The organism is Streptomyces sediminimaris, assembly GCF_047049295.1.
Lineage (GTDB): Bacteria > Actinomycetota > Actinomycetes > Streptomycetales > Streptomycetaceae > Streptomyces > Streptomyces sediminimaris.
In genome coordinates this window covers 2,407,464-2,427,596 of sequence record NZ_JBJWOT010000001.1, presented here as the reverse complement: position 1 = coordinate 2,427,596, position 20,133 = coordinate 2,407,464, and the positions used below count along the sequence as shown (strand labels likewise).

Sequence of the window (20,133 nt, the reverse complement as noted above, 5' to 3'; positions counted from 1 at the left end):
CGCGGCGCCTGGCCGGCGCCTGCCTAGCCGATCTCCTGCGCCTCGGTCTCCCCGCCCTTCTGCTCACCGTCGCCGGAGAGTCCCCGCTCTTCCCGCTGTTCCCGCTGTTCCTGCTGTTCCTGCTCCTCCGGCCGCTCCGGCAGTTCCGCGGCGAGCGCCGCCGCGGCCTGGACCAGCGGCAGCGCGAGCAGCGCGCCCGTGCCCTCGCCCACGGTCACGCCGTGCGACAGCAGCGGCTCCAGCGCCATCCGGTCCAGGGCCTTGGCCTGCCCCGGCTCCCCGCTGTCGTGCGCGGCCAGCCACCAGTCCGGCGCCCGGAACGAGACCCGCTGCGCCACCAGGGCGCAGGCCGCCGCCACGACGCCGTCCAGGATCACCGGCGTCTTGCGCACCGCGCTCTGCAGCAAAAAGCCCGTCATCGCGGCGACGTCGGCGCCGCCCACCGCCGTCAGCAACTGCAACTGGTCGCCCAGCACGGGCCGCGCCCGCCGCAGCGCGTCCCGGATCGTCGCGCACTTGCGCATCCACGTCAGGTCGTCGATGGCGAGCCCGCCCCGCCCGGTGACGACCGAGGCGTCGGTCCCGCACAGCGCGGCGATCAGCACGCCGGCCACCGTCGTCCCGCCCACGCTCACATCGCCGAGCACCACCAGATCCGTGCCGGAGTCGGCCTCCTCGTCGGCCACCGCGACGCCGGCGCGGAACGCCGCCTCGGCCTCCTCGGCCGTCAGCGCGTCCTCGATGTCGATACGCCCGCTGCCGCGCCGCACCCGGTGCCGTACGACCTCGTCCGGCAGCGTCTGCGGGTCGCAGTCCAGGGCCATGTCGACGACGCGCACCGGCACGCCGAGCCGGCGGGCGAGCACGGACACCGGACGGCCGCCCTCCAGCACCTCCCGCACCAGCCGGCCGGCGCTGCCCGCGGGCCGGGCCGAGACGCCCAGTGCGGCGACTCCGTGGTCGCCGGCGAAGAGCACCACCCGCGGCCGCTCGATCGGCCGCACCGGCACGGCGGACTGCGCGGCGGACAGCCACTCACCGAGTTCGTCGAGGCGGCCCAGTGACCCGGGCGGCACGACCTGGCGCTCCCTGCGCGCCTCGGCGTCGCGGCGTACCCCGCCGTCCGGGCGCTCGATCAGATCGGTGAAGTCGTCGAGATTAAGCGAGCTCATTCGCCGAACAGTACCGGCACCGGTCGAACAGGACAGCGCCACAGGGGCACCACACGCACCCGACGTCGTTGCTCCCGCGTTCCCGATCCCTTACGTTCCGTTTTGCAGCGGAATGTCGTACGCCTCCGGGAGCCGCCTTGAACAGCCTGCGCAGCCGTGTCAGCGCCCTCGGCCGGCGCAGACGTCACCGTTCGGCGGCCCGCGCGATCCTGCGGCTGCTGCCCGAGCCGGAGAGCTGGCTGGACGTCGGCACGGGCGAGGCGCACTTCCCCGAGACCGCCCGGAAGCTCTTCCCCTACACCTCCATCGACGGCCTCGATCCCGGCCCGCGCGTGGCGTACGCCCGCCATCTGGAGCGCGTCGAGGAGGCGTACGCGGGCCATGTGACGGACCGGCACATCACGGCGATCCTGCGCGGCCGCTACGATGTCGTCACCCTCCTCGACCGCCGCTCACCCGTCCCGGACCCCCGCGCCGAACTCGCCGCCGCCCTCACGCTGCTGCGCCCCGGCGGCCTCCTCCTGGTGGAGGCGGCCCCGCAGGAGTCGTACGAGCTGCGCCGCCGGCTGGAGGCGTACGACTGCGCGATCGTGGCCGCGAGCCGGCACGTCCTGGACCGGCTGCCGTACACCTGCCGGATCGTCGCGCGCCGGCCCCGGTCAGCCCCGTAGCACCAGCGCCTGGCCCGCCACCACCAGCACCACGTGCTCGCACTCCCCGGCGAACGCGGCGTTCAGGCGCCCGAGTTCGTCCCGGTAGCGCCGCCCGGACGCCGTGGCCGGCACGATGCCCGAACCCACCTCGTTCGACACGGCGACCACGGTCCGCCGGGTGGCCCGCACCGCCTCCGTCAGCTCCCGCACCCGCTCCCGCAGCGCCCGCTCCCCGCCGTCCGCCCACTGAGCGTCGTCCCACGCCCCGACCGCGTCCATCGCGTCCGTCAGCCACAGGGACAGGCAGTCGATCAGCAGCGGGGGCCCCTCCTCCCTCAGCAGCGGCACCAGGTCGCAGGTCTCGGTCGTCCGCCAGGACCCCGGCCGCCGCTCGCGGTGGGCGGCGACCCGCGCGGCCCACTCCGTGTCGCCGTTGCGCGTGCCGCCCGTCGCCACGTACCGCACGTCGGGGAAGGCCTCCAGGCGCCGCTCCGCCTCCACGGACTTCCCGGACCTGGCCCCGCCCAGCACCAGCGTCCGCCGCGGCACGCCGGCCAGGTCGGCCACGTCGGTGAATTCCCCCACCGTCAGCGTCGTCCCGTCCGGCACGGCCCGCGCCCCCGCGGCGGCGAGCCGCCGGGCCAGTTCGCCGCCCGGCGGCACGTCGTGGTCCAGATGGACGGCGACCACGTCCGTGGCCGGGCCGAGCGCCCCCACCGCCCGCAGACCGGCCAGCGCGTCGGGGCGCCGCACCACGTCGGCGAGCACCATGTCGTACGACTGCGCCGGACCCTCCTCCAGCCCGGCGGGCGCGGACCGGGGCGGCAGGTACAGCAGCCGCTGCCCGCTCGGCCCGGTGACCGCGTACCCGGTGCCCGGCGCGTCCATCGCCACCGCGCGCACCCGGTGCCCCGTCAGCAGCGCCAGCTCCCGCCCGTCCGGCACCCGTCCGGGATGCGGCGTCCCGGCGGGCACCTCGACCGGCGGTCCGTCGTGCGGATGCGTCAGCAGCACCTGCCGTACGCCGCCGAGCGAATGCCCGGACCGGGCGGCCGCGAACGCCGCGCCCGGCGTCAGGTCGAGCAGCAGCGTGCCGTCCACCAGCACGGCGGTCGCCGCCCGCGCGTCAGCGCCGAGCGCGGACGCACAGGCGGCACAGGGACAGTCGGGGCGGGGCAGGCCCGCGGGGGCGCCGGTGCCGAGCAGAGTCACTTCCACGACAGTGATTTTCGCGTGTCTGCGCAGGTGCTGCCCGTCCGACTAGTCTTCTGGACAGGAGCCGGACCAAGATCCGGCTTCTGCTCTGCAGGTGCCCCAGACACGGGAGGCGTACATGGCGGCATGGACGTGGCGTTTCGAGAAGGCGGACGGGGCGGAGGTCCGGCCCGCGGTGCAGCCCGAGGACTTCACCACGCAGGGAGACGCCGAGTCCTGGATCGGGGAGCACTGGAAGGCCCTGCAGGAGGGCGGAGCCGACCAGGTGCGGCTGTTCGAGGACTCCGCGGAGGTCTACGGGCCGATGAGCCTGCACGCCGACGAGGCATAGGCGGTAGCGCGCTACCGGGTCACGCCGGAGGGGCGGCCGGGATCCGGCCGCCCCTCGCGGTGCCGGTCACTGCTCGCCCAGCGTGACGTCCGTCTTCTCCTCCCGGCCGTCGCGGGTGTACGTCACCGACGTCCGGTCGCCCGGCTTCTCGGCGGCCAGCGCCTCGGTCAGCGAGGTGATGGTGGTGATGTCCGTGTCACCCAGCCTGATGATGACGTCCCCGGCACGGATACCCGCCTTGTCGGCGGCCCCGCCCTTCTCCACCTCGACCACGGCGACCCCGGCGGGCCGGAACCGGTCGTCGACGACCGTGCGGCCCGTGATGTTGAGCGCGGCCCGGCCCGAGTCGGTGACCTTGCCGTTCCTGACGATCTGTCCGGCGACCGTCCCCACCATCGACGAGGGGATCGCGAACCCGATGCCGGGCGCCGCGCTGTTGCCGAGGTTCGGGTCGACGGCGGCGAGTGTCGGAATGCCGACGACCCGCCCGTCGAGGTCGACCAGTGCGCCGCCGCTGTTGCCCGGGTTGATGGCCGCCGACGTCTGGATCATGTTCCCGATCGTCGCTCCCGGGCTGCCGCCCGATCCGCCTTCGGTGACGGTCCGTCCGGTCGCCGACACGATCCCCTGCGTGACGCTGGACGACAGCCCGAGCGGCGAGCCCATCGCCAGCACGATCTGCCCGACCCGCACCTTCGAGGAGTCCGCGAAGGCCGCCGGCCGCAGCCCCTTGGGCACCGCCTCCAGCTTGATGACGGCGAGGTCCTGCTGGGGGTAGGAGTACACCAGCGTGGCGGTGAGCGCCTTGTCGCTGTTCGCGGTCGTCACCCGGAACGTCTTCTGGTCCCCGACGACGTGCGCGTTGGTGACGATGTGCCCCTGGTCGTCGTAGACGATCCCCGAGCCCAGGTCGTTGCCGGCCTGGATCTGCACCACCGACGGCAGTACGTCCTTGATCACTTTCTGGTAGTCGCTCTGCAGGTCGGCGGCCGCCATCGGCACGGCGGTCTGCGCGGTCTGGGCGGTCGCCCTCTCCTTCTCGCTCCGGGACGCGGAGCCGGAGCAGCCCGCGACGAGCGCGAGGCAGCAGCACAGCGCGGCGGCCACGGCCGGCAGCCGGACGGCACGGGTGCGGGAAACGTCCATGCCCCGAGTCTCACGTCCGGCCCCGCGCCCGGCCCGCGGTGCGCACCCGAACGGGGCTCAGCCGCGCACGCCGCACAGGTGCAGCAGTGCCGCCACCCCGCGGTAGGGATCGGTCCGCCCGGCCCGCTCCTCGGCCGCGAGCAGACTCTCCATGTCGGCCGGGATCTCCGCCCCGTCCGCCGCGGTGTCCGTGAACACCCGCACCCCGTACCAGGCGTGCAGGGGCGCGCCGATCCCGGCGAGCGTCGCCGTCAGCGCACTCAGCCGGTCGGCCCGTACGTCGAGCCCCAGCCGGTTGGTGTACGACACCGTGTCGAAGGCGCCGAGCGCGCCGGACCAGTCGCCGGACAGGCCCGGCCGCATCGCCAGCGCGTCGGCGTTGCGCACGAGCAGCGACAGAAGCCCGCCGTGGGCGAGCATCCGGGCCAGTCCGGCCAGCAGCGGATCGGGCTCCTCCACGTACATCAGCACCCCGTGGCACAGGACCACGTCGAAGCTGCCCGGCAGGAAGTGCACACCGGTGTCCCGGCCGTCGCCCTCGATGATCCGCATCCGCTCCCGGATGCCCTCGGGCTCACCGGCGAGGGCCCGGCGCGCGGCCGCGACCATAGTGGCGTCCTGCTCCAGCCCGGTCACCTGGTGCCCGGTCCTGGCCAGGCGCAGCGCCTGGGTGCCCTGGCCCATGCCCACGTCGAGCACGCGCAGCCGCCGCCCGACAGGGAACCGTGCCGCCATCTGCTCGTCGAGCTGCCGGGCCACCAGCTCCTGGCGTACGACGTCCCGCAGCCTACCCAGCCCGCTCAGCCAGGCATCCGCCGCGCCCCCGGAGAAAGACGTCGTGCTCAGGGCCGCTCTCCGCGCTTGACCTGCGGCTTCGGCAGCCGGAGGCGACGCATCTGCAGGGAGCGCATCAGGGCGTAGCGGGTGGCGCCCTTGGTGTTCCGGTCGGGGAAGCGCGCGGCCAGCGCCTTCTTCAGCCGGACGGCGCTGACGACCGCGTCGAGCACGATCAGCACGATGATGACGAGCCACAGCAGCAGCGCGATGTTCTGCAGCGCGGGCACCCGGACGACGCTCAGCACCAGGATGACCACGGCCATGGGCAGGAAGAACTCCGCCACGTTGAACCGGGAGTCGATCCAGTCGCGCGCGAACTTGCGGACCGGGCCCTTGTCGCGGGCCGGCAGGTAGCGCTCGTCGCCGCCGGCCAGCGCCTTGCGCTGCCGATCCAGGGCGGCACGCCGCTCCTCGCGCTGGCGCTTGGCGGCGTCCTTGCGCGTCATCGAGGTGTTGGCGACGCTGCGGCGCTGGGACTGGGCCTCACTGCGCTTGGGCGTGGGCCGGCCCTTCGGGGCCTGCGGGTCACGGGGCTGCTTGGAGTCGGTCACGGCCGCCTTGGCGGCGGGGGCCTTCTCTTCCTTGGCACGGCTACGGAACACAAAACCCAAGGGTACGGGGTGGCCGGGGTTGGACCCCAGCCCCGCGGGGAACGATCCGGCAACGCCAGTCGTCATGTAAGGGACAGAGGGGACGTTGCACACGGTGCCTCCCTGGGGAGCCACCTACTCCTTACGCCGGACCGGGATCGGCAGCAGTCGTCCTTGCGGATGAGCGCATCCGTCCCCGAACAGTGCGTCAATGGATGCAGGGCCCGTACTGTGGGTTCTGTCGCAGAGCTGGAGCCGGAGTCGGTCAGAAGGGGGCGCGCGAAGCCCATGAGCGGTGTCATGAAGCGTATGGGGATGATCTTCCGCGCGAAGGCGAACAAGGCCCTTGACCGGGCCGAGGACCCGCGCGAGACCCTCGATTACTCGTACCAGAAGCAGTTGGAGCTGCTTCAGAAGGTGCGCCGGGGCGTGGCGGACGTGGCCACGTCCCGCAAGCGGCTGGAACTCCAGCTGAACCAGTTGCAGCAGCAGTCCACCAAGCTGGAGGACCAGGGCCGCAAGGCGCTGGCGCTGGGCCGTGAGGACCTGGCACGCGAGGCGCTGTCGCGCCGCGCCGCTCTCCAGCAGCAGGTCACCGACCTGGAGACGCAGCACGCGACGCTGCAGGGCGAGGAGGAGAAGCTCACCCTGGCGGCCCAGCGGCTGCAGGCCAAGGTCGACGCCTTCCGCACCAAGAAGGAGACGATCAAGGCCACGTACACGGCGGCCCAGGCCCAGACCCGCATCGGTGAGGCGTTCTCCGGCATCTCCGAGGAGATGGGCGACGTCGGCCTCGCCATCCAGCGCGCCGAGGACAAGACGGCGCAGCTCCAGGCCCGCGCCGGCGCCATCGACGAACTGCTCGCCTCCGGCGCCCTGGACGACCAGTCCGGCATGCACAAGGACGAGATCCAGGCCGAGCTGGACCGGATCTCCGGTGGTAGTGATGTAGAGCTGGAACTGCAGCGCATGAAGGCGGAGCTGGCCGGAGGCTCGCAGCAGCAGGCCATCGAGGGCGGCACCGGTGAGGGACAGTCCCAGCAGCAGCCGACGGACACCCCGCGCTTCGACAAGCAGTAGGGGCCACGCCTAGGAGGCCGGACATGGGCGACGACCTGATCGTGCGGATCATGGGGGAGGGTCAGGTGAGGCTGGCGGAGAGCCACCTCGCCGAGCTCAACAAGCTGGACGACGAACTCCTGCGGGAGATGGAGAACGGCGACGGCCCCGGCTTCCGCCACACCCTGGAGGCGCTTCTCGCCAAGGTCCGCGAACTCGGAGCCCCGCTCCCCGACGACTCCCTGGAACCGTCGGAGCTGATCCTGCCCTCCCCGGACGCGACCTTGGAGGAGGTCCGGGGGCTGCTGAGCGACGACGGGCTGATCCCTGGCTGATCCCGGGCTGACGGGCATCCGGGGCTGACGGCTTTCCGCGGCCCGGGGCCGACGGCTCTCCGCGGAGCCGGCCGGACGGCGGCTTCGTCCCCGCCCGGCGGTCGGGGCGGAGGCCCTTTCGGTGCGGGGGCGGGCGAGCCGTCACCGCAGGCGGCCACCGCGGGGCGCAGGCACCACCCGTTCCGGCCCGGCGTACACCCCCGTACTGTCAGAGCGTGAGCACACTCGACCGCACCAGATGCCGGCTCAGGGCCCATCCGCTGGCACTGGACGCCGCCCTCGCGGCCGGCGTGCTCGGCTGCATGCTGGCGGGCTCCTTCGTGGACCCGAACGGCAGGCACGGCGCCGACTGGGGTCTGCGCACCCCCGACCCGCTCGCCCTGGTCCTGATGACCCTCGGCGCCCTCGCCCTGGTCTTCCGCCGCCGCGCGCCCAGAACGGTCCTCGCCCTCACCGGCACCGTCTCGGTCATCGAGTGCGTGGTCGACGACCCCCGGGCGCCCGTCGCGATGTCCGCGGTCGTCGCCCTGTTCACCGTCGCCGCCACCACCGACCGCCCCACCACCTGGCGCCTCGGCCTGCTGACGATGACCGTGCTCACCGGTGCCGCCATGCTCGCCGGCCCCCTGCCCTGGTACGCCCAGGAGAACCTCGCCATCTTCGCCTGGACCGGCATCGGCGCCACCGCGGGCGACGCCGTCCGCAGCCGCCGCGCCGTCGTGCAGGCCATCCGCGAGCGCGCCGAGCGCGCGGAACGCACCCGCGAGGAGGAGGCCCGCCGCCGCGTGGCAGAGGAACGCCTGCGCATCGCCCGCGACCTGCACGATGTCGTCGCCCACCACATCGCCCTGGTCAACGTGCAGGCGGGCGTCGCCGCCCACGTCATGGACAAGCGGCCCGACCAGGCCATGGAGGCCCTCGCCCACGTCCGCGAGGCCAGCCGCTCCGCGCTCAACGAACTGCGCGCCACCGTCGGCCTGCTGCGCCAGTCCGGCGACCCCGAGGCCCCGACCGAACCGGCCCCGGGCCTGGACCGCCTCGACGAACTCGTCGGTACCTTCCGCAGCGCGGGCCTGCGCGTCGAGGTCGCCCGCGCCGACCAGGGCACCACCCTGCCCGCCGCCGTGGGCCTGGCCGCCTACCGCGTCATCCAGGAGGCCCTCACCAACGTGCAGAAGCACGCGGGCACGGAGGCCAAGGCCGAGGTCAGCGTGGTGCGCGTCGGCCCGAACGTGGAGATCACCGTCCTCGACAACGGCTCCGCCGAGAACGACGAGCCGGCCGGTGGCGGCGGCCACGGCCTGCTCGGCATGCGCGAGCGGGTCACCGCACTGCGCGGCACCCTCACCACCGGCCCCCGCTACGGCGGCGGCTTCCGCGTCCATGCCATCCTTCCGGTCAAGACCCGCTCCCGGGCCGCGGAAGACGCCGTATGACCCACCGCCGTATGACCCACCGCCGTATGACCCACCGCCGTATGACCCACCGCCGTACGACCCACCGCGTGCGACTCACCGCCGCACGACCGTGACTCACTCACCGCCGGACACCCGCCCCGCACTCCGCGAAGGACCCTGCATGACGACCATCCGCGTCCTGCTCGCCGACGACCAGGCCCTGCTGCGCAGCGCGTTCCGTGTGCTCGTCGACTCCGAGCCCGACATGGAGGTCGTCGGGGAGGCGTCCGACGGTGCGGAGGCGGTGCGCCTCGCCAAGGAGCAGCGGGCCGACGTCGTGCTGATGGACATCCGGATGCCCGGCACCGACGGCCTCGCCGCGACCCGCATGATCAGCGCCGACCCGGCCCTCGCCCGGGTGCGCGTGGTGATCCTGACCACCTTCGAGGTCGACGACTACGTGGTGCAGTCCCTGCGCGCCGGCGCCTCGGGCTTCCTCGGCAAGGGCAGTGAACCGGAGGAGCTGCTGAGCGCCATCCGCGTCGCGGCCGGCGGGGAGGCCCTGCTCTCCCCGGCCGCCACCAAGGGACTGATCGCCCGCTTCCTCGCCCAGGGCGACGCCGCCGGCGACGGCCACGACCCCGCCCGCTCCGAACGGCTCGGTGCCCTCACCGTCCGTGAGCGCGAGGTCCTCGTCCAGGTCGCCGGCGGCCACTCCAACGACGAGATCGCCGAACGTCTCGAGGTGAGCCCGCTCACCGTGAAGACGCACGTCAACCGCGCCATGGCCAAGCTGGGCGCGCGGGACCGCGCCCAGCTGGTGGTGATCGCCTACGAGTCCGGTCTGGTACGTCCGAGGGTGGAGTGACGGCCCGGTGCCGATCGGGCCGGCCGCCGGAGCCCTGTGCGACCGGCCGGGACCCTACGGCAGGGCGAGCATCCGCTCCAGCGCCAGCTTCGCGAACGCCTCCGTCTCCTTGTCGACCTCGATCCGGTTGACCGGCTTGCCGTCGGCCAGGGACTCCAGGGCCCAGACCAGGTGGGGGAGGTCGATGCGGTTCATGGTCGAGCAGAAGCAGACCGTCCGGTCGAGGAAGACGATCTCCTTGCCCTCGGGCGCGAAGCGGTTCGCGAGCCGGCGTACGAGATTGAGCTCGGTGCCGATGGCCCACTTGGAACCGGCCGGGGCCGCCTCCAGGGCCTTGATGATGTACTCCGTGGAGCCGACCTGGTCGGCCGCCGCGACGACCTCGTGCCGGCACTCGGGGTGGACCAGGACGTTGACGCCGGGGATGCGCTCGCGGACGTCGTTCACCGAGTCCAGCGAGAACCGGCCGTGCACCGAGCAGTGGCCGCGCCACAGGATCATCTTCGCGTCGCGCAGCTGCTCGGCCGTCAGCCCGCCGTTCGGCTTGTGCGGGTTGTAGACGACGCAGTCCTCGAGGGACATGCCCATGTCCCGCACCGCGGTGTTCCGGCCGAGGTGCTGGTCGGGCAGGAACAGCACCTTCGTGGTCGAGGGATCACCCTGCCGGAAGGCCCACTCCAGCGCCCGCCGCGCGTTGGACGAGGTGCAGATCGTGCCGCCGTGCCTGCCGGTGAAGGCCTTGATGTCGGCGGAGGAGTTCATGTACGACACCGGCACGACCTGCTCGGCCACACCGGCCTCGGTCAGCACGTCCCAGCACTCGGCGACCTGCTCGGCCGTGGCCATGTCGGCCATGGAGCAGCCGGCGGCGAGGTCGGGCAGGACCACCTTCTGCTCGTCGGACGTCAGGATGTCCGCGGACTCCGCCATGAAGTGCACACCGCAGAACACGATGTACTCGGCCTCCGGGCGCGCCGCCGCGTCCCGGGCCAGCTTGAAGGAGTCACCCGTCACGTCGGCGAACTGGATGACCTCGTCGCGCTGGTAGTGGTGGCCGAGCACGAAGACCTTGTCGCCGAGCTTCTCCTTGGCCGCGCGGGCACGGGCCACGAGATCGGGGTCGGACGGCGAGGGCAGGTCGCCGGGGCACTCGACGCCGCGCTCACTCTTCGGGTCGGCCTCGCGGCCGAGGAGCAGCAGGGCGAGAGGAGTCGGCTGTACGTCGAGCTCCGGGGTCTGGGCGGTGGTCACGGCACGCACCCTTTCTACTTTTCGTCGAATTGACGTTATCTATCATAACCCGCTTCACGTCAGTTTGACGATGGTCATAGCGTCGATGTGACGTGAATCCCCTCGGGGAGTTTTCCGCTTCCGGGAGCATGTGCGAGCATGAAGAGGGGAACCGAAACCAGGACGCCGGCCCGGAACGAATCGGCCGGAATGAATCGGCCGGAAGAAATCGGCCCGGAATGAATCCGCGGCCTTGCCGGTTGCACTCGTCGGCAAGCAGTCTCCGTACAACCCGGGAGAGATGTAGATGTCCGTATCGGACGAGACCACCACCGTCACCGACGGCATCGTTCTGACCGACGCCGCCGCGTCCAAGGTCAAGGCCCTGCTCGACCAGGAGGGCCGTGACGACCTCGCCCTGCGTGTGGCCGTCCAGCCCGGTGGCTGCTCGGGCCTGCGTTACCAGCTCTTCTTCGACGAGCGCTCCCTCGACGGCGACGTGGAGAAGGACTTCGGCGGCGTGAAGGTCGTCACCGACCGCATGAGCGCCCCGTACCTGGGCGGCGCCACGATCGACTTCGTGGACACGATCGAGAAGCAGGGCTTCACGATCGACAACCCGAACGCGACGGGCTCCTGCGCCTGCGGCGACTCCTTCAGCTGAGCCGTCCGGCCCACCGGACCCGGCCGAAGGCGGCGGCCCCCTCCGACGGGGCCGCCGCCTTCGTGTCTCCACGGGCGCCTTCGTGTCTCCACGGGGCCGTTCCAGCAGGGCTGCCGCGGCCGGGCTACCGCACCGGAGTCGTCCCCGGCAGGCGCGCCCCCTGCCCGGCGGCCGGCGGAACCGGACTGCCGTCCGAGCCCTCGACCGTGCGGTCGCCGAGCGGCCGCTCCAGCCGCACGGTCTTGTGGAACTCCTTGGCGATCATGATGCAGACCTTGCCCTTCCAGGGCTTCTCGGTCACCGCGACCCTCACCTGGTCCGCGCTCTCGTCGGCCGTCGCCTCGTAGTCCGCGCACACCCCGCCGGTGAAGCTCACGGTCAGCTCCCTGCCGTCCGCGGTGTAGCCGTTCACCCTGACGTCCCGCGGGGTCGGCGCCGACGTCGGCTCGTCGCCCGGGGCGGTCGTCGCCGGCGGTGTGGACGCGGGCGAGTCCGAGGCCAGGTACCTCGGGTCGACGGCCGGATACGTCACCGTGAAGCCACCTCGCGCGTCCGCGCCCCTGACCCGGAACAGCCAGGACGGCACCAGCGCCGGCCGCCCGTCCACGGACCGCGTGGCCAGTCCGAACACCGCGCTCTCGATCGTGACGGTCTCCCGCGGCGCCGGCCCCGTCGTCGGCCGCCCGCACGGCGCCTCCGGCCGGTCCTTCATCGGCAGGGGGCTGACACAGCCGCCGATGCCCATGCGGTGGTCGGTCGTGGGCGCCGAGTTCATCAGCTCCACCGTCCTGCGCGCGCTCAGCACGGGGTAGGTGTCGCTCTTCGCGGGTGCCGCCAGCCGGCCGGTGCCGCCGACCACCTCGCCCTGCGCGCTCACCGTCAGATCGGTCGCCCAGCCGGAGGTGGGCAGCCCGCCGAACCGGGGATCGGCGTTCACCACCCGCTGGGCGCCCATGACCTGGCTCGCGTCCACCTTGGCGTCGTCCTGCCCGATCGCCTTCAGCACCGGCGCCGCGGCCCGCAGGGCGTCCGCCTCTCCCACCCTGCGGCCGGCCGGGTTCGCGGGGTCCTTCGTGCAGGTGGCGACGCCGTTGCAGTTGTCGGTGCCGGCCGCGTACCGGCGGAACATCCACGTCCCCGGCGCCTGCCTGTCGACCACCAGGCTCGGCCCGAACCCGTCCTTGGCGGGGCCGACCTGCCAGGACTGCCCCCGTACCACCGGGGTCCCGTCCAGCCCGAGCGCCTTCGCCAGCCGGGCCACGGCGTCCTTGCCGACCTCGCCGCTCGCCCGGTAGACGGGCGCGGAACCGGGACCGCCTGGAAGCGAGCCCTCCACCTTGTACGTCACTCCGTACGGATTGGGCTCCCCTGGCGCGATCCCGTTCGTACCGCCCCCGGAGTACCCGTCGAGGCGCAGCGGCGGGGGCGTGCCCCCCTCACCGCGCGCCCCGGAGTCCGTCCCCGCGCCGGAGCCTCCCGCGGCCCCCATGGCCAGATACGCGCCACCGCCTCCGACGAGCAGCACGGCGGCGGCGACCGAGGCGACGAGCACGGGGGTGCGCCGCCGGATGGGCGGGACGGGGGCCAGCTCATGGGGACCGGGAACCTCGGCGTGGCCGACCGCGGCGCCGCCGTCCCCGGGGGAGCGGGCGCCCGTACCCGCGTCCCCGCCGGACCCAGTGCCGGAGGGGGTGCCCTTGTCGGTGCCCTTGTCGGTGCCGGTGCCGGCGCCGGAGCCGGTGCCCCTCTCTGTGCCGGAGGAGGAGCCGGAGTCCGTGTCGGGGCGGGAGCCATCGCCGGTGCGGGTGCTGGAGTCGGTGTCTGTCTCCGTACCGGAGCCGGAGTTCGCGCCGATACCCGTCGCCGTCCCCGTGCGGAAGCCGGAGCCTGGGCCCGTGTCCCCGCCGGACCCAGTGCCGGAGTGGATGCCCGTGTCCCCGCCGGGCTCAGTGTCGGCGCCCGTGCCGACGGAGCCCGTACCCGTGTCTGCCCCGGAGCCCGTACCCGTGCCGGCGTCGGCTTCCGCGTCGTCGGGGGCGGTCGTGCCGGACGTGCCGGCCGTGCCGGCGGAGGCGGCCGGGGCCGTCTCGGTCCCGGAGCCGGCGGCGCCCTCCCGCGGCTGTTCCGGAGCGTCCGGCCCGGGCTCCGCGGCGCCGCCGGAGGCCCCGGCCCCGGCCCCGGTGGCGCGCCGCCGCGTACCGTCGCTCCGCTCGTCGGCGGGGCCCGCGGCGTCGTTGTCGGGTCGCTCGGTGTTCACCGCATCGCTCCTTCGGCTGCACAGCTGTCCTGTGACCCTGACCGGACCCTGTCAAAAAGGACGGCCTGAGGGTCGTATCGCGCATCCCCTCGAAGGGGGACGGCGATGGGACGCAGCGGGGGAGCGCGCGGTTCCCTCGAACGCGCCGAACCGGACTACCGGGGCGCGCTCAGTCGCCGTAGTCGGACATCGCCTCCAGCAGCCGGGCCGACTTCGGCGGCACGGTCACGCCGTGGATGAGCGACAGCGGAACCGGAAGAGGAGCGATCGGTTCGGGAGCGGCCCAGTGGGGAACCATCCGGGCGCAGTCGCCGCGCAGCGACGCGAGGCCGCCTTCCGGGTCGACCGGTGCCGGAGTATGGACCTTGAGGTTCGTCATAGCGGAACCGTATGCACGCACCCGCCCGCGAAGAAAGATCTACTATCGGGTAGTTCCGGCCGCTTCAGAGGTCCACCGCGACCCGATAGCGTGAACCGTCTAGTCGTCTCCCCACAGGAGAAACCCCCGTGCGCATCGCAGTCACAGGCTCCATCGCCACCGACCACCTCATGACCTTCCCCGGCCGCTTCGCCGACCAGCTCGTCGCGGACCAGCTGCACACGGTCTCGCTCTCCTTCCTGGTCGACAACCTCGACGTCCGCCGGGGCGGCGTCGGCGCGAACATCGCCTTCGGCATGGGCCAGCTCGGCACGGAGCCGATCCTGGTCGGCGCCGCCGGCTTCGACTTCGACGAGTACCGCGCCTGGCTGGAGCGCCACGGCGTCGACACCGACTCCGTCCGCATCTCGGAGACGCTGCACACCGCTCGCTTCGTCTGCACCACCGACGCCGACCACAACCAGATCGGCTCGTTCTACACGGGTGCGATGAGCGAGGCCCGGCTGATCGAGCTGAAGACGGTCGCGGACCGCGTCGGCGGCCTCGACCTGGTCCTGATCGGCGCCGACGACCCGGAGGGCATGCTCCGGCACACCGAGGAGTGCCGCTCGCGCGGCATCCCCTTCGCCGCCGACTTCTCGCAGCAGATCGCCCGCATGAACGGCGACGAGATCCGGATACTGCTGGACGGCGCGACGTACCTCTTCTCGAACGAGTACGAGAAGGGCCTGATCGAGTCCAAGACCGGCTGGAGCGAGGCCGAGATCCTCGACAGGGTCGGCCACCGCGTCACCACGCTCGGCTCGCGCGGCGTCCGCGTCGAGCGGGCCGGCGAGGACCCGATCGAGGTCGGCTGCGCCGAGGAGGAGCGCAAGGCCGATCCCACGGGCGTCGGCGACGCCTTCCGCGCGGGCTTCCTGTCGGGGCTGGCCTGGGGCGTCTCGCTGGAGCGCGCCGCGCAGGTCGGCTGCATGCTGGCGACCCTCGTCATCGAGACGGTCGGCACGCAGGAGTACCAGCTGCGGCGGGGCCACTTCATGGACCGCTTCGCGAAGGCGTACGGAGACGAGCCCGCGGCGGAGGTCCGCAAGCACCTGGCCTGAGCCCGGCGCACCGGGTGCGGGGGCGCGGCCCCCGCACCCCCGCCGGGCGCTCAGAGCACTCGGCGGACCAGGTACGCCCTGCCGTCGTCCGCCGGCTCCTCGCCCACGTACTCCTGTTCCCGCATGGCGCACCACGCCGGGATGTCCAGCCGGGCCGCCTCGTCGTCGGACAGGACGCGCACCAGCCCGCCGACCGGCACGTCCCCGATGACCCTGGCCAGTTCGATGACGGGGATCGGGCAGCGCTTGCCGAGGGCGTCGACGACCAGGACGTCCTGCCGCACCGTCGCCGCCGGAGCGGGCGCCCCGAGCTTCTCCCGCACTCCCGCCACGGCGCCCGGCAGCACCCGCAGGAACCGCTCGACATCCTCCGCGTCCGTCCCCATGGGCAGCGAGACCCGCACGTTCCCCTCGCTCAGCACCCCCATCGCCTTCAGCACATGGCTGGGCGTCAGCGTGCTGCTCGTACAGGACGATCCGGACGAGACGGAGAAACCCTCCCGGTCCAGCTCGTGCAGCAATGTCTCTCCGTCGACATAGAGACAGGAGAAGGTGACGACCCCCGGCAGCCGCCGCCGCGGGTCCCCGACCACCTCCACGTCCGGCACCAGCTGCGGCACCCGCGCCCGGATCCGCTCCGTCAGCTCCCGCAGCCGTGCCGCCTCCGCCGCGGCCTCCGCGCGCACGGCCCGCAGGGAGGCGGCCGCCGCGACGATCGCCGGCAGGTTCTCGAACCCCGCGGCCCGCCCCGACTCCCGCTCGTCGGCGGGTTCCTGCGGCGCGAACCGCGTGCCCTTGCGTACGGCGAGCAGCCCCACCCCCGCGGGCCCGCCCCACTTGTGGGCACTGGCCGTCAGCAGCGACCAGTCGCCCTCCACCGGCCCCCACCCGAGCGACTGCGCCGCGTCCACCAGCAGCGGCACCCCGGACTCCCGGCACACCGCGGCCACGTCCGCCACCGGCTGCTCGGTCCCCACCTCGTGGTTGGCCGACTGCAGGCAGGCCAGCGCGGTGCCGGGGCGCAGGGCGGCCGCGTACGACGCCGGAGCCACCCTGCCCCGCCGGTCCACCGCGACCCGGGTGACGCTCCCCCCGCCGGCCTCGTGCGCGTCGGCCGCGTGGAGCACCGAGGAGTGTTCGACCGCCGACACGATCAGGTGACGTCCGATCCGGTGACGCCCGGCCAGCGCCCCCGCGACCGCCGTGTGCGCCGCCCGCGTCCCGGACGAGGTGAACACCAGCTCGTCCGGCCGGCACCGTACGGCCTCGGCCGCCGTCTCCCGGGCGGCGTCGAGCAGTATCCGGGCCCGCCGCCCCTCCCGGTACAGCCGTGCGGGATCGGCCCATCCTTCATCCAGGGAGGCCAACAGCGCCTGACGGGCGACGGGATGAAGAGGAGCACCGGAAGCGGCATCGAAGTAGGACACGCGGCAACGCTAAACGCCCCCGGAGGCGCGGGGAACCGCGTGCCCGACCACGACGGCGCCGCGGCCGAGCGGCAGGCCCGCAACCCGGGTCATGAGGCGCCCGGTGTAACCCGCGGCGCGTATGGCACCCCTCCCCGCAAACCCCCGGAGGGCGTCGGCTAGGGTTTGGTCCGCATAAACATCCAAACCCCTGCCCGACGCAGGGCGGCGACCGACCAGCGAGAAGGCAGGCCGCAGCCAACCGCGCGGGCGAGACTCTCGGGAAGGCGCTACGTGAGTCCCAACGGCTCCGACCGCTCGCCGCGGCGCCCGATGCGGCGGAAGCTGCTGCAGGCAATGACCGCGGGCCTGGTCCTGGCGACCGCCACCGGTTGCACATACAAGGACTTCCCCCGCCTTGGTATGCCCACCCCGACCACGGAAGAGGCTCCGCGGATCCTCTCCCTGTGGCAGGGTTCCTGGGCTGCCGCGCTCGCCGTCGGCGTGCTGGTGTGGGGTCTGATCATCTGGAGCGCGATCTTCCACCGGCGCAGCCGCACCAAGATCGAGGTTCCCCAGCAGACCCGGTACAACATGCCCATCGAGGCGCTGTACACGGTCGTCCCGCTCATCATCGTCTCGGTGCTCTTCTACTTCACGGCCCGTGACGAGTCGAAGCTCCTCAGCCTCACGGACAAGAAGCCGGACGTCACGGTGAACGTCGTGGCGTTCCAGTGGAGCTGGGGTTTCAACTACGTCGAGAACGTCGACGGTTCCACCGGTGACGCGAAGACCGACAAGAACCTGGCGGCCATTCCGGACCGGTTCAAGAAGGAATTCCCGGCGAACGCCGGCGGCGTCTACGACGTCGGCACCCCCGCCACGCGCAACCCCCAGACGCACAACCCGGGTCCGACCCTGTGGCTGCCGAAGGGCGAGACGGTCCGCTTCGTCCTCACCTCGCGGGACGTCATCCACTCCTTCTGGGTGCTGCCGTTCCTGATGAAGCAGGACGTCATCCCGGGTCACACCAACGCCTTCCAGGTGACGCCCAACAGGGAGGGCACCTTCCGGGGCAAGTGCGCCGAGCTGTGCGGTGTCGACCACTCCCGGATGCTGTTCAACGTGAAGGTCGTCTCCCCCGAGCGCTACCAGCAGCATCTCAAGGACCTCGCGAAGAAGGGGCAGACCGGTTACATTCCCGCCGGCATCGCGCAGACGAGCCACGAGAAGAACCGGGAGACGAACAACCTGTGAGCATCCTCAACGAACCCCAGGGTGCCGCGGCAGCAGGGTCCCACTACGCGGACGAGCTGCCGGTCCGGCGCAAGCAGCCCGGCAACGTCGTGATCAAGTGGCTCACGACCACCGACCACAAGACGATCGGGACGCTGTACCTCGTCACGTCGTTCGCGTTCTTCCTGATCGGCGGCGTGATGGCGCTGCTGATGCGCGCCGAGCTCGCCCGGCCCGGTCTGCAGATCATGTCGAACGAGCAGTTCAACCAGGCGTTCACGATGCACGGCACGATCATGCTGCTGATGTTCGCCACGCCGCTGTTCGCCGGCTTCACCAACTGGATCATGCCGCTGCAGATCGGCGCCCCTGACGTCGCATTCCCGCGGCTGAACATGTTCGCCTACTGGCTGTACCTGTTCGGCTCCACCATCGCCGTCGGCGGCTTCCTCACCCCGCAGGGCGCGGCCGACTTCGGCTGGTTCGCCTACTCCCCGCTGTCGGACGCGGTCCGCTCGCCCAGCGTCGGCGCCGACATGTGGATCATGGGTCTGGCCTTCTCCGGCTTCGGCACCATCCTCGGCGCGGTCAACTTCATCACCACCATCATCTGCATGCGCGCCCCGGGCATGACCATGTTCCGCATGCCGATCTTCGTGTGGAACGTGCTGCTGACCGCCGTGCTGGTCCTGCTGGCCTTCCCGGTCCTGGCCGCCGCCCTGTTCGCCCTGGAGGCGGACCGAAAATTCGGGGCACACGTCTTCGACGCCTCCAACGGCGGCGCCCTGCTGTGGCAACACCTCTTCTGGTTCTTCGGCCATCCAGAGGTGTACATCATCGCCCTGCCGTTCTTCGGCATCATCAGCGAGGTCATCCCGGTCTTCTCCCGCAAGCCGATGTTCGGCTACATGGGCCTGATCGGCGCGACCATCGCCATCGCCGGCCTGTCCGTGACCGTGTGGGCCCACCACATGTATGTCACCGGCGGCGTGCTGCTGCCGTTCTTCTCCTTCATGACGTTCCTCATCGCCGTACCCACCGGCGTGAAGTTCTTCAACTGGATCGGGACGATGTGGAAGGGGTCGCTGAGCTTCGAGACCCCGATGCTCTGGGCGACCGGCTTCCTGATCACCTTCACCTTCGGTGGTCTGACCGGTGTCATCCTGGCCTCGCCGCCGATGGACTTCCACGTCTCGGACTCGTACTTCGTGGTGGCGCACTTCCACTACGTCGTCTTCGGCACGGTCGTCTTCGCGATGTTCTCCGGCTTCCACTTCTGGTGGCCGAAGATGACCGGCAAGATGCTCGACGAGCGCCTGGGCAAGATCACCTTCTGGACGCTGTTCATCGGCTTCCACACCACGTTCCTGGTGCAGCACTGGCTGGGCGCCGAGGGCATGCCGCGCCGGTACGCCGACTACCTGGCCGCCGACGGCTTCACCGCCCTCAACACGGTCTCCACGATCGGTGCGTTCCTGCTCGGCCTGTCGATCCTGCCGTTCCTCTACAACGTGTGGAAGACGGCCAAGTACGGCAAGCGGGTCGAGGTCGACGACCCGTGGGGCTACGGCCGTTCGCTGGAGTGGGCGACGTCCTGCCCGCCGCCGCGGCACAACTTCCTCACCCTGCCGCGGATCCGCAGCGAATCCCCGGCGTTCGACCTGCACCACCCGGAGATCGCCGCTCTCGACCAGCTCGAGAACGCACCGCACGGTGCGGCGGCGCTGGCTGGCGGCAAGGAGGCCGGCAAGTGAAGATCCAGGGCAAGATGTTCATGTGGCTGAGCGCCTTCCTGCTCGTCATGGCGACCGTCTATGGCGTGTGGTCGAAGGAGCCGGCCGGCACCACGGCCCTCTTCCTGGCCTTCGGTCTGAGCATCATGGTCGGCTTCTACCTGGGCTTCACCGCCCGGCGGGTCGACGCGGGTGCGCAGGACAACAAGGAGGCGGACGTCGCGGACGACGCCGGCGAGGTCGGGTTCTTCAGCCCGCACAGCTGGCAGCCGCTCGCGCTCGCGGTCGGCGGCGCGCTCGCCTTCCTGGCGATCGCGATCGGCTGGTGGCTGCTGTACTTCTCGGCACCGCTGATCCTGATCGGCCTCTACGGCTGGGTCTTCGAGTACTACCGCGGCGAGAACCGCACCCAGTAGCACACGCCGAGCGCATCAGAGCCCGGACACTCCGCCAGGAGCGTCCGGGCTCCTGCTTCTGCCGCAACAACCATCCCTCGTACGAGTTACCCGGCGCGCCGTACTT

Annotated in this window: 20 protein-coding genes; 11 read left to right on the top strand and 9 right to left on the bottom strand. The window is 72.1% G+C overall.

The annotated features are described in order from the left end of the window. Window positions 1–23: 23 nt before the first annotated feature. Entirely contained in the window at window positions 24–1,172 is a 1,149-nt protein-coding gene (gene cobT, locus ACJ9NR_RS11455; RefSeq protein ID WP_412487421.1) for a nicotinate-nucleotide--dimethylbenzimidazole phosphoribosyltransferase, read from the bottom strand. A 137-nt stretch (window positions 1,173–1,309) separates the two neighbouring features. Here cobT and ACJ9NR_RS11450 point away from each other — a divergent pair, with 137 nt between their 5' ends. Then, window positions 1,310–1,843, top strand: coding sequence for a methyltransferase domain-containing protein (locus ACJ9NR_RS11450; RefSeq protein WP_412487420.1), 534 nt, complete (start codon window positions 1,310–1,312; stop codon window positions 1,841–1,843). Here ACJ9NR_RS11450 and ACJ9NR_RS11445 read toward each other — a convergent pair. Then, window positions 1,832–3,043 (bottom strand): bifunctional adenosylcobinamide kinase/adenosylcobinamide-phosphate guanylyltransferase, encoded by a 1,212-nt coding sequence (locus ACJ9NR_RS11445; RefSeq protein WP_412487419.1) that lies wholly within the window; start codon window positions 3,041–3,043, stop codon window positions 1,832–1,834. The genes ACJ9NR_RS11450 and ACJ9NR_RS11445 overlap by 12 nt on opposite strands. Window positions 3,044–3,158: 115 nt before the next feature. Between ACJ9NR_RS11445 and ACJ9NR_RS11440 the strand changes: the two genes are divergently transcribed. Next, a complete protein-coding gene (locus ACJ9NR_RS11440) occupies window positions 3,159–3,371 on the top strand; it encodes a hypothetical protein (protein ID WP_412487418.1) in 213 nt (70 codons plus the stop codon). A 66-nt stretch (window positions 3,372–3,437) separates the two neighbouring features. Here the strand turns inward: ACJ9NR_RS11440 and ACJ9NR_RS11435 are convergent, their stop codons facing one another. The 3 genes from ACJ9NR_RS11435 to ACJ9NR_RS11425 all read right to left on the bottom strand — a co-directional run bounded on the left by ACJ9NR_RS11435 (window position 3,438) and on the right by ACJ9NR_RS11425 (window position 6,031). Then, complete coding sequence (locus ACJ9NR_RS11435) at window positions 3,438–4,517, bottom strand: S1C family serine protease (RefSeq protein ID WP_412487417.1); 1,080 nt, start codon at window positions 4,515–4,517, stop codon at window positions 3,438–3,440. A gap of 57 nt (window positions 4,518–4,574) precedes the next feature. Continuing rightward, window positions 4,575–5,276, bottom strand: a complete 702-nt coding sequence (locus tag ACJ9NR_RS11430) for a class I SAM-dependent methyltransferase (protein WP_412487416.1) — start codon at window positions 5,274–5,276, stop codon at window positions 4,575–4,577. 83 nt (window positions 5,277–5,359) lie between these two features. Continuing rightward, window positions 5,360–6,031, bottom strand: coding sequence for a DUF3043 domain-containing protein (locus ACJ9NR_RS11425; RefSeq protein WP_412487415.1), 672 nt, complete (start codon window positions 6,029–6,031; stop codon window positions 5,360–5,362). Between the two features lie 228 nt (window positions 6,032–6,259). Here ACJ9NR_RS11425 and ACJ9NR_RS11420 point away from each other — a divergent pair, with 228 nt between their 5' ends. The 4 genes from ACJ9NR_RS11420 to ACJ9NR_RS11405 all read left to right on the top strand — a co-directional run bounded on the left by ACJ9NR_RS11420 (window position 6,260) and on the right by ACJ9NR_RS11405 (window position 9,603). Continuing rightward, window positions 6,260–7,024 carry a PspA/IM30 family protein gene (locus ACJ9NR_RS11420; RefSeq protein WP_412488806.1) on the top strand — a complete coding sequence of 255 codons (765 nt, stop codon included), beginning with the start codon at window positions 6,260–6,262 and terminating at the stop codon, window positions 7,022–7,024. A gap of 35 nt (window positions 7,025–7,059) precedes the next feature. After that, window positions 7,060–7,338 (top strand): PspA-associated protein PspAA, encoded by a 279-nt coding sequence (gene pspAA, locus ACJ9NR_RS11415; RefSeq protein ID WP_412488805.1) that lies wholly within the window; start codon window positions 7,060–7,062, stop codon window positions 7,336–7,338. Window positions 7,339–7,553: 215 nt separating this feature from the next. Further along, window positions 7,554–8,774 carry a sensor histidine kinase gene (locus tag ACJ9NR_RS11410; protein ID WP_412487414.1) on the top strand — a complete coding sequence of 407 codons (1,221 nt, stop codon included), beginning with the start codon at window positions 7,554–7,556 and terminating at the stop codon, window positions 8,772–8,774. A 142-nt stretch (window positions 8,775–8,916) separates the two neighbouring features. Next, window positions 8,917–9,603: a response regulator gene (locus tag ACJ9NR_RS11405; protein ID WP_412487413.1), complete on the top strand. Its 687-nt coding sequence runs from the start codon at window positions 8,917–8,919 to the stop codon at window positions 9,601–9,603. 54 nt (window positions 9,604–9,657) lie between these two features. Here the strand turns inward: ACJ9NR_RS11405 and nadA are convergent, their stop codons facing one another. Then, entirely contained in the window at window positions 9,658–10,854 is a 1,197-nt protein-coding gene (nadA, locus tag ACJ9NR_RS11400; RefSeq protein WP_412487412.1) for a quinolinate synthase NadA, read from the bottom strand. Between the two features lie 286 nt (window positions 10,855–11,140). Between nadA and ACJ9NR_RS11395 the strand changes: the two genes are divergently transcribed. Then, window positions 11,141–11,497 (top strand): HesB/IscA family protein, encoded by a 357-nt coding sequence (locus ACJ9NR_RS11395; RefSeq protein WP_111002424.1) that lies wholly within the window; start codon window positions 11,141–11,143, stop codon window positions 11,495–11,497. Between the two features lie 124 nt (window positions 11,498–11,621). Here ACJ9NR_RS11395 and ACJ9NR_RS11390 read toward each other — a convergent pair whose 3' ends face one another. Continuing rightward, a complete protein-coding gene (locus ACJ9NR_RS11390) occupies window positions 11,622–13,754 on the bottom strand; it encodes a hypothetical protein (RefSeq protein ID WP_412487411.1) in 2,133 nt (710 codons plus the stop codon). A 169-nt stretch (window positions 13,755–13,923) separates the two neighbouring features. Then, window positions 13,924–14,133 carry a hypothetical protein gene (locus tag ACJ9NR_RS11385; RefSeq protein WP_412487410.1) on the bottom strand — a complete coding sequence of 70 codons (210 nt, stop codon included), beginning with the start codon at window positions 14,131–14,133 and terminating at the stop codon, window positions 13,924–13,926. Window positions 14,134–14,261: 128 nt separating this feature from the next. Between ACJ9NR_RS11385 and ACJ9NR_RS11380 the strand changes: the two genes are divergently transcribed. After that, window positions 14,262–15,236, top strand: coding sequence for a carbohydrate kinase family protein (locus tag ACJ9NR_RS11380; protein ID WP_412487409.1), 975 nt, complete (start codon window positions 14,262–14,264; stop codon window positions 15,234–15,236). Between the two features lie 50 nt (window positions 15,237–15,286). Here the strand turns inward: ACJ9NR_RS11380 and ACJ9NR_RS11375 are convergent, their stop codons facing one another. Beyond that, window positions 15,287–16,663, bottom strand: a complete 1,377-nt coding sequence (locus ACJ9NR_RS11375; protein ID WP_412487408.1) for a cysteine desulfurase/sulfurtransferase TusA family protein — start codon at window positions 16,661–16,663, stop codon at window positions 15,287–15,289. A 273-nt stretch (window positions 16,664–16,936) separates the two neighbouring features. On the opposite strand from ACJ9NR_RS11375, the gene ctaC reads away from it, so the two are divergent. The 3 genes from ctaC to ACJ9NR_RS11360 are packed head-to-tail and all read left to right on the top strand — an operon-like array spanning window position 16,937 to window position 20,027. Beyond that, window positions 16,937–17,899, top strand: coding sequence for an aa3-type cytochrome oxidase subunit II (gene ctaC / locus ACJ9NR_RS11370; RefSeq protein ID WP_412487407.1), 963 nt, complete (start codon window positions 16,937–16,939; stop codon window positions 17,897–17,899). After that, on the top strand, window positions 17,896–19,632 hold the full coding sequence (gene ctaD, locus ACJ9NR_RS11365; protein WP_412487406.1) for an aa3-type cytochrome oxidase subunit I: 1,737 nt from the start codon (window positions 17,896–17,898) through the stop codon (window positions 19,630–19,632). The genes ctaC and ctaD overlap by 4 nt, the downstream gene beginning before the upstream one ends. Further along, window positions 19,629–20,027 (top strand): cytochrome c oxidase subunit 4, encoded by a 399-nt coding sequence (locus tag ACJ9NR_RS11360; protein WP_412487405.1) that lies wholly within the window; start codon window positions 19,629–19,631, stop codon window positions 20,025–20,027. The genes ctaD and ACJ9NR_RS11360 overlap by 4 nt, the downstream gene beginning before the upstream one ends. Window positions 20,028–20,133 lie beyond the last annotated feature (106 nt).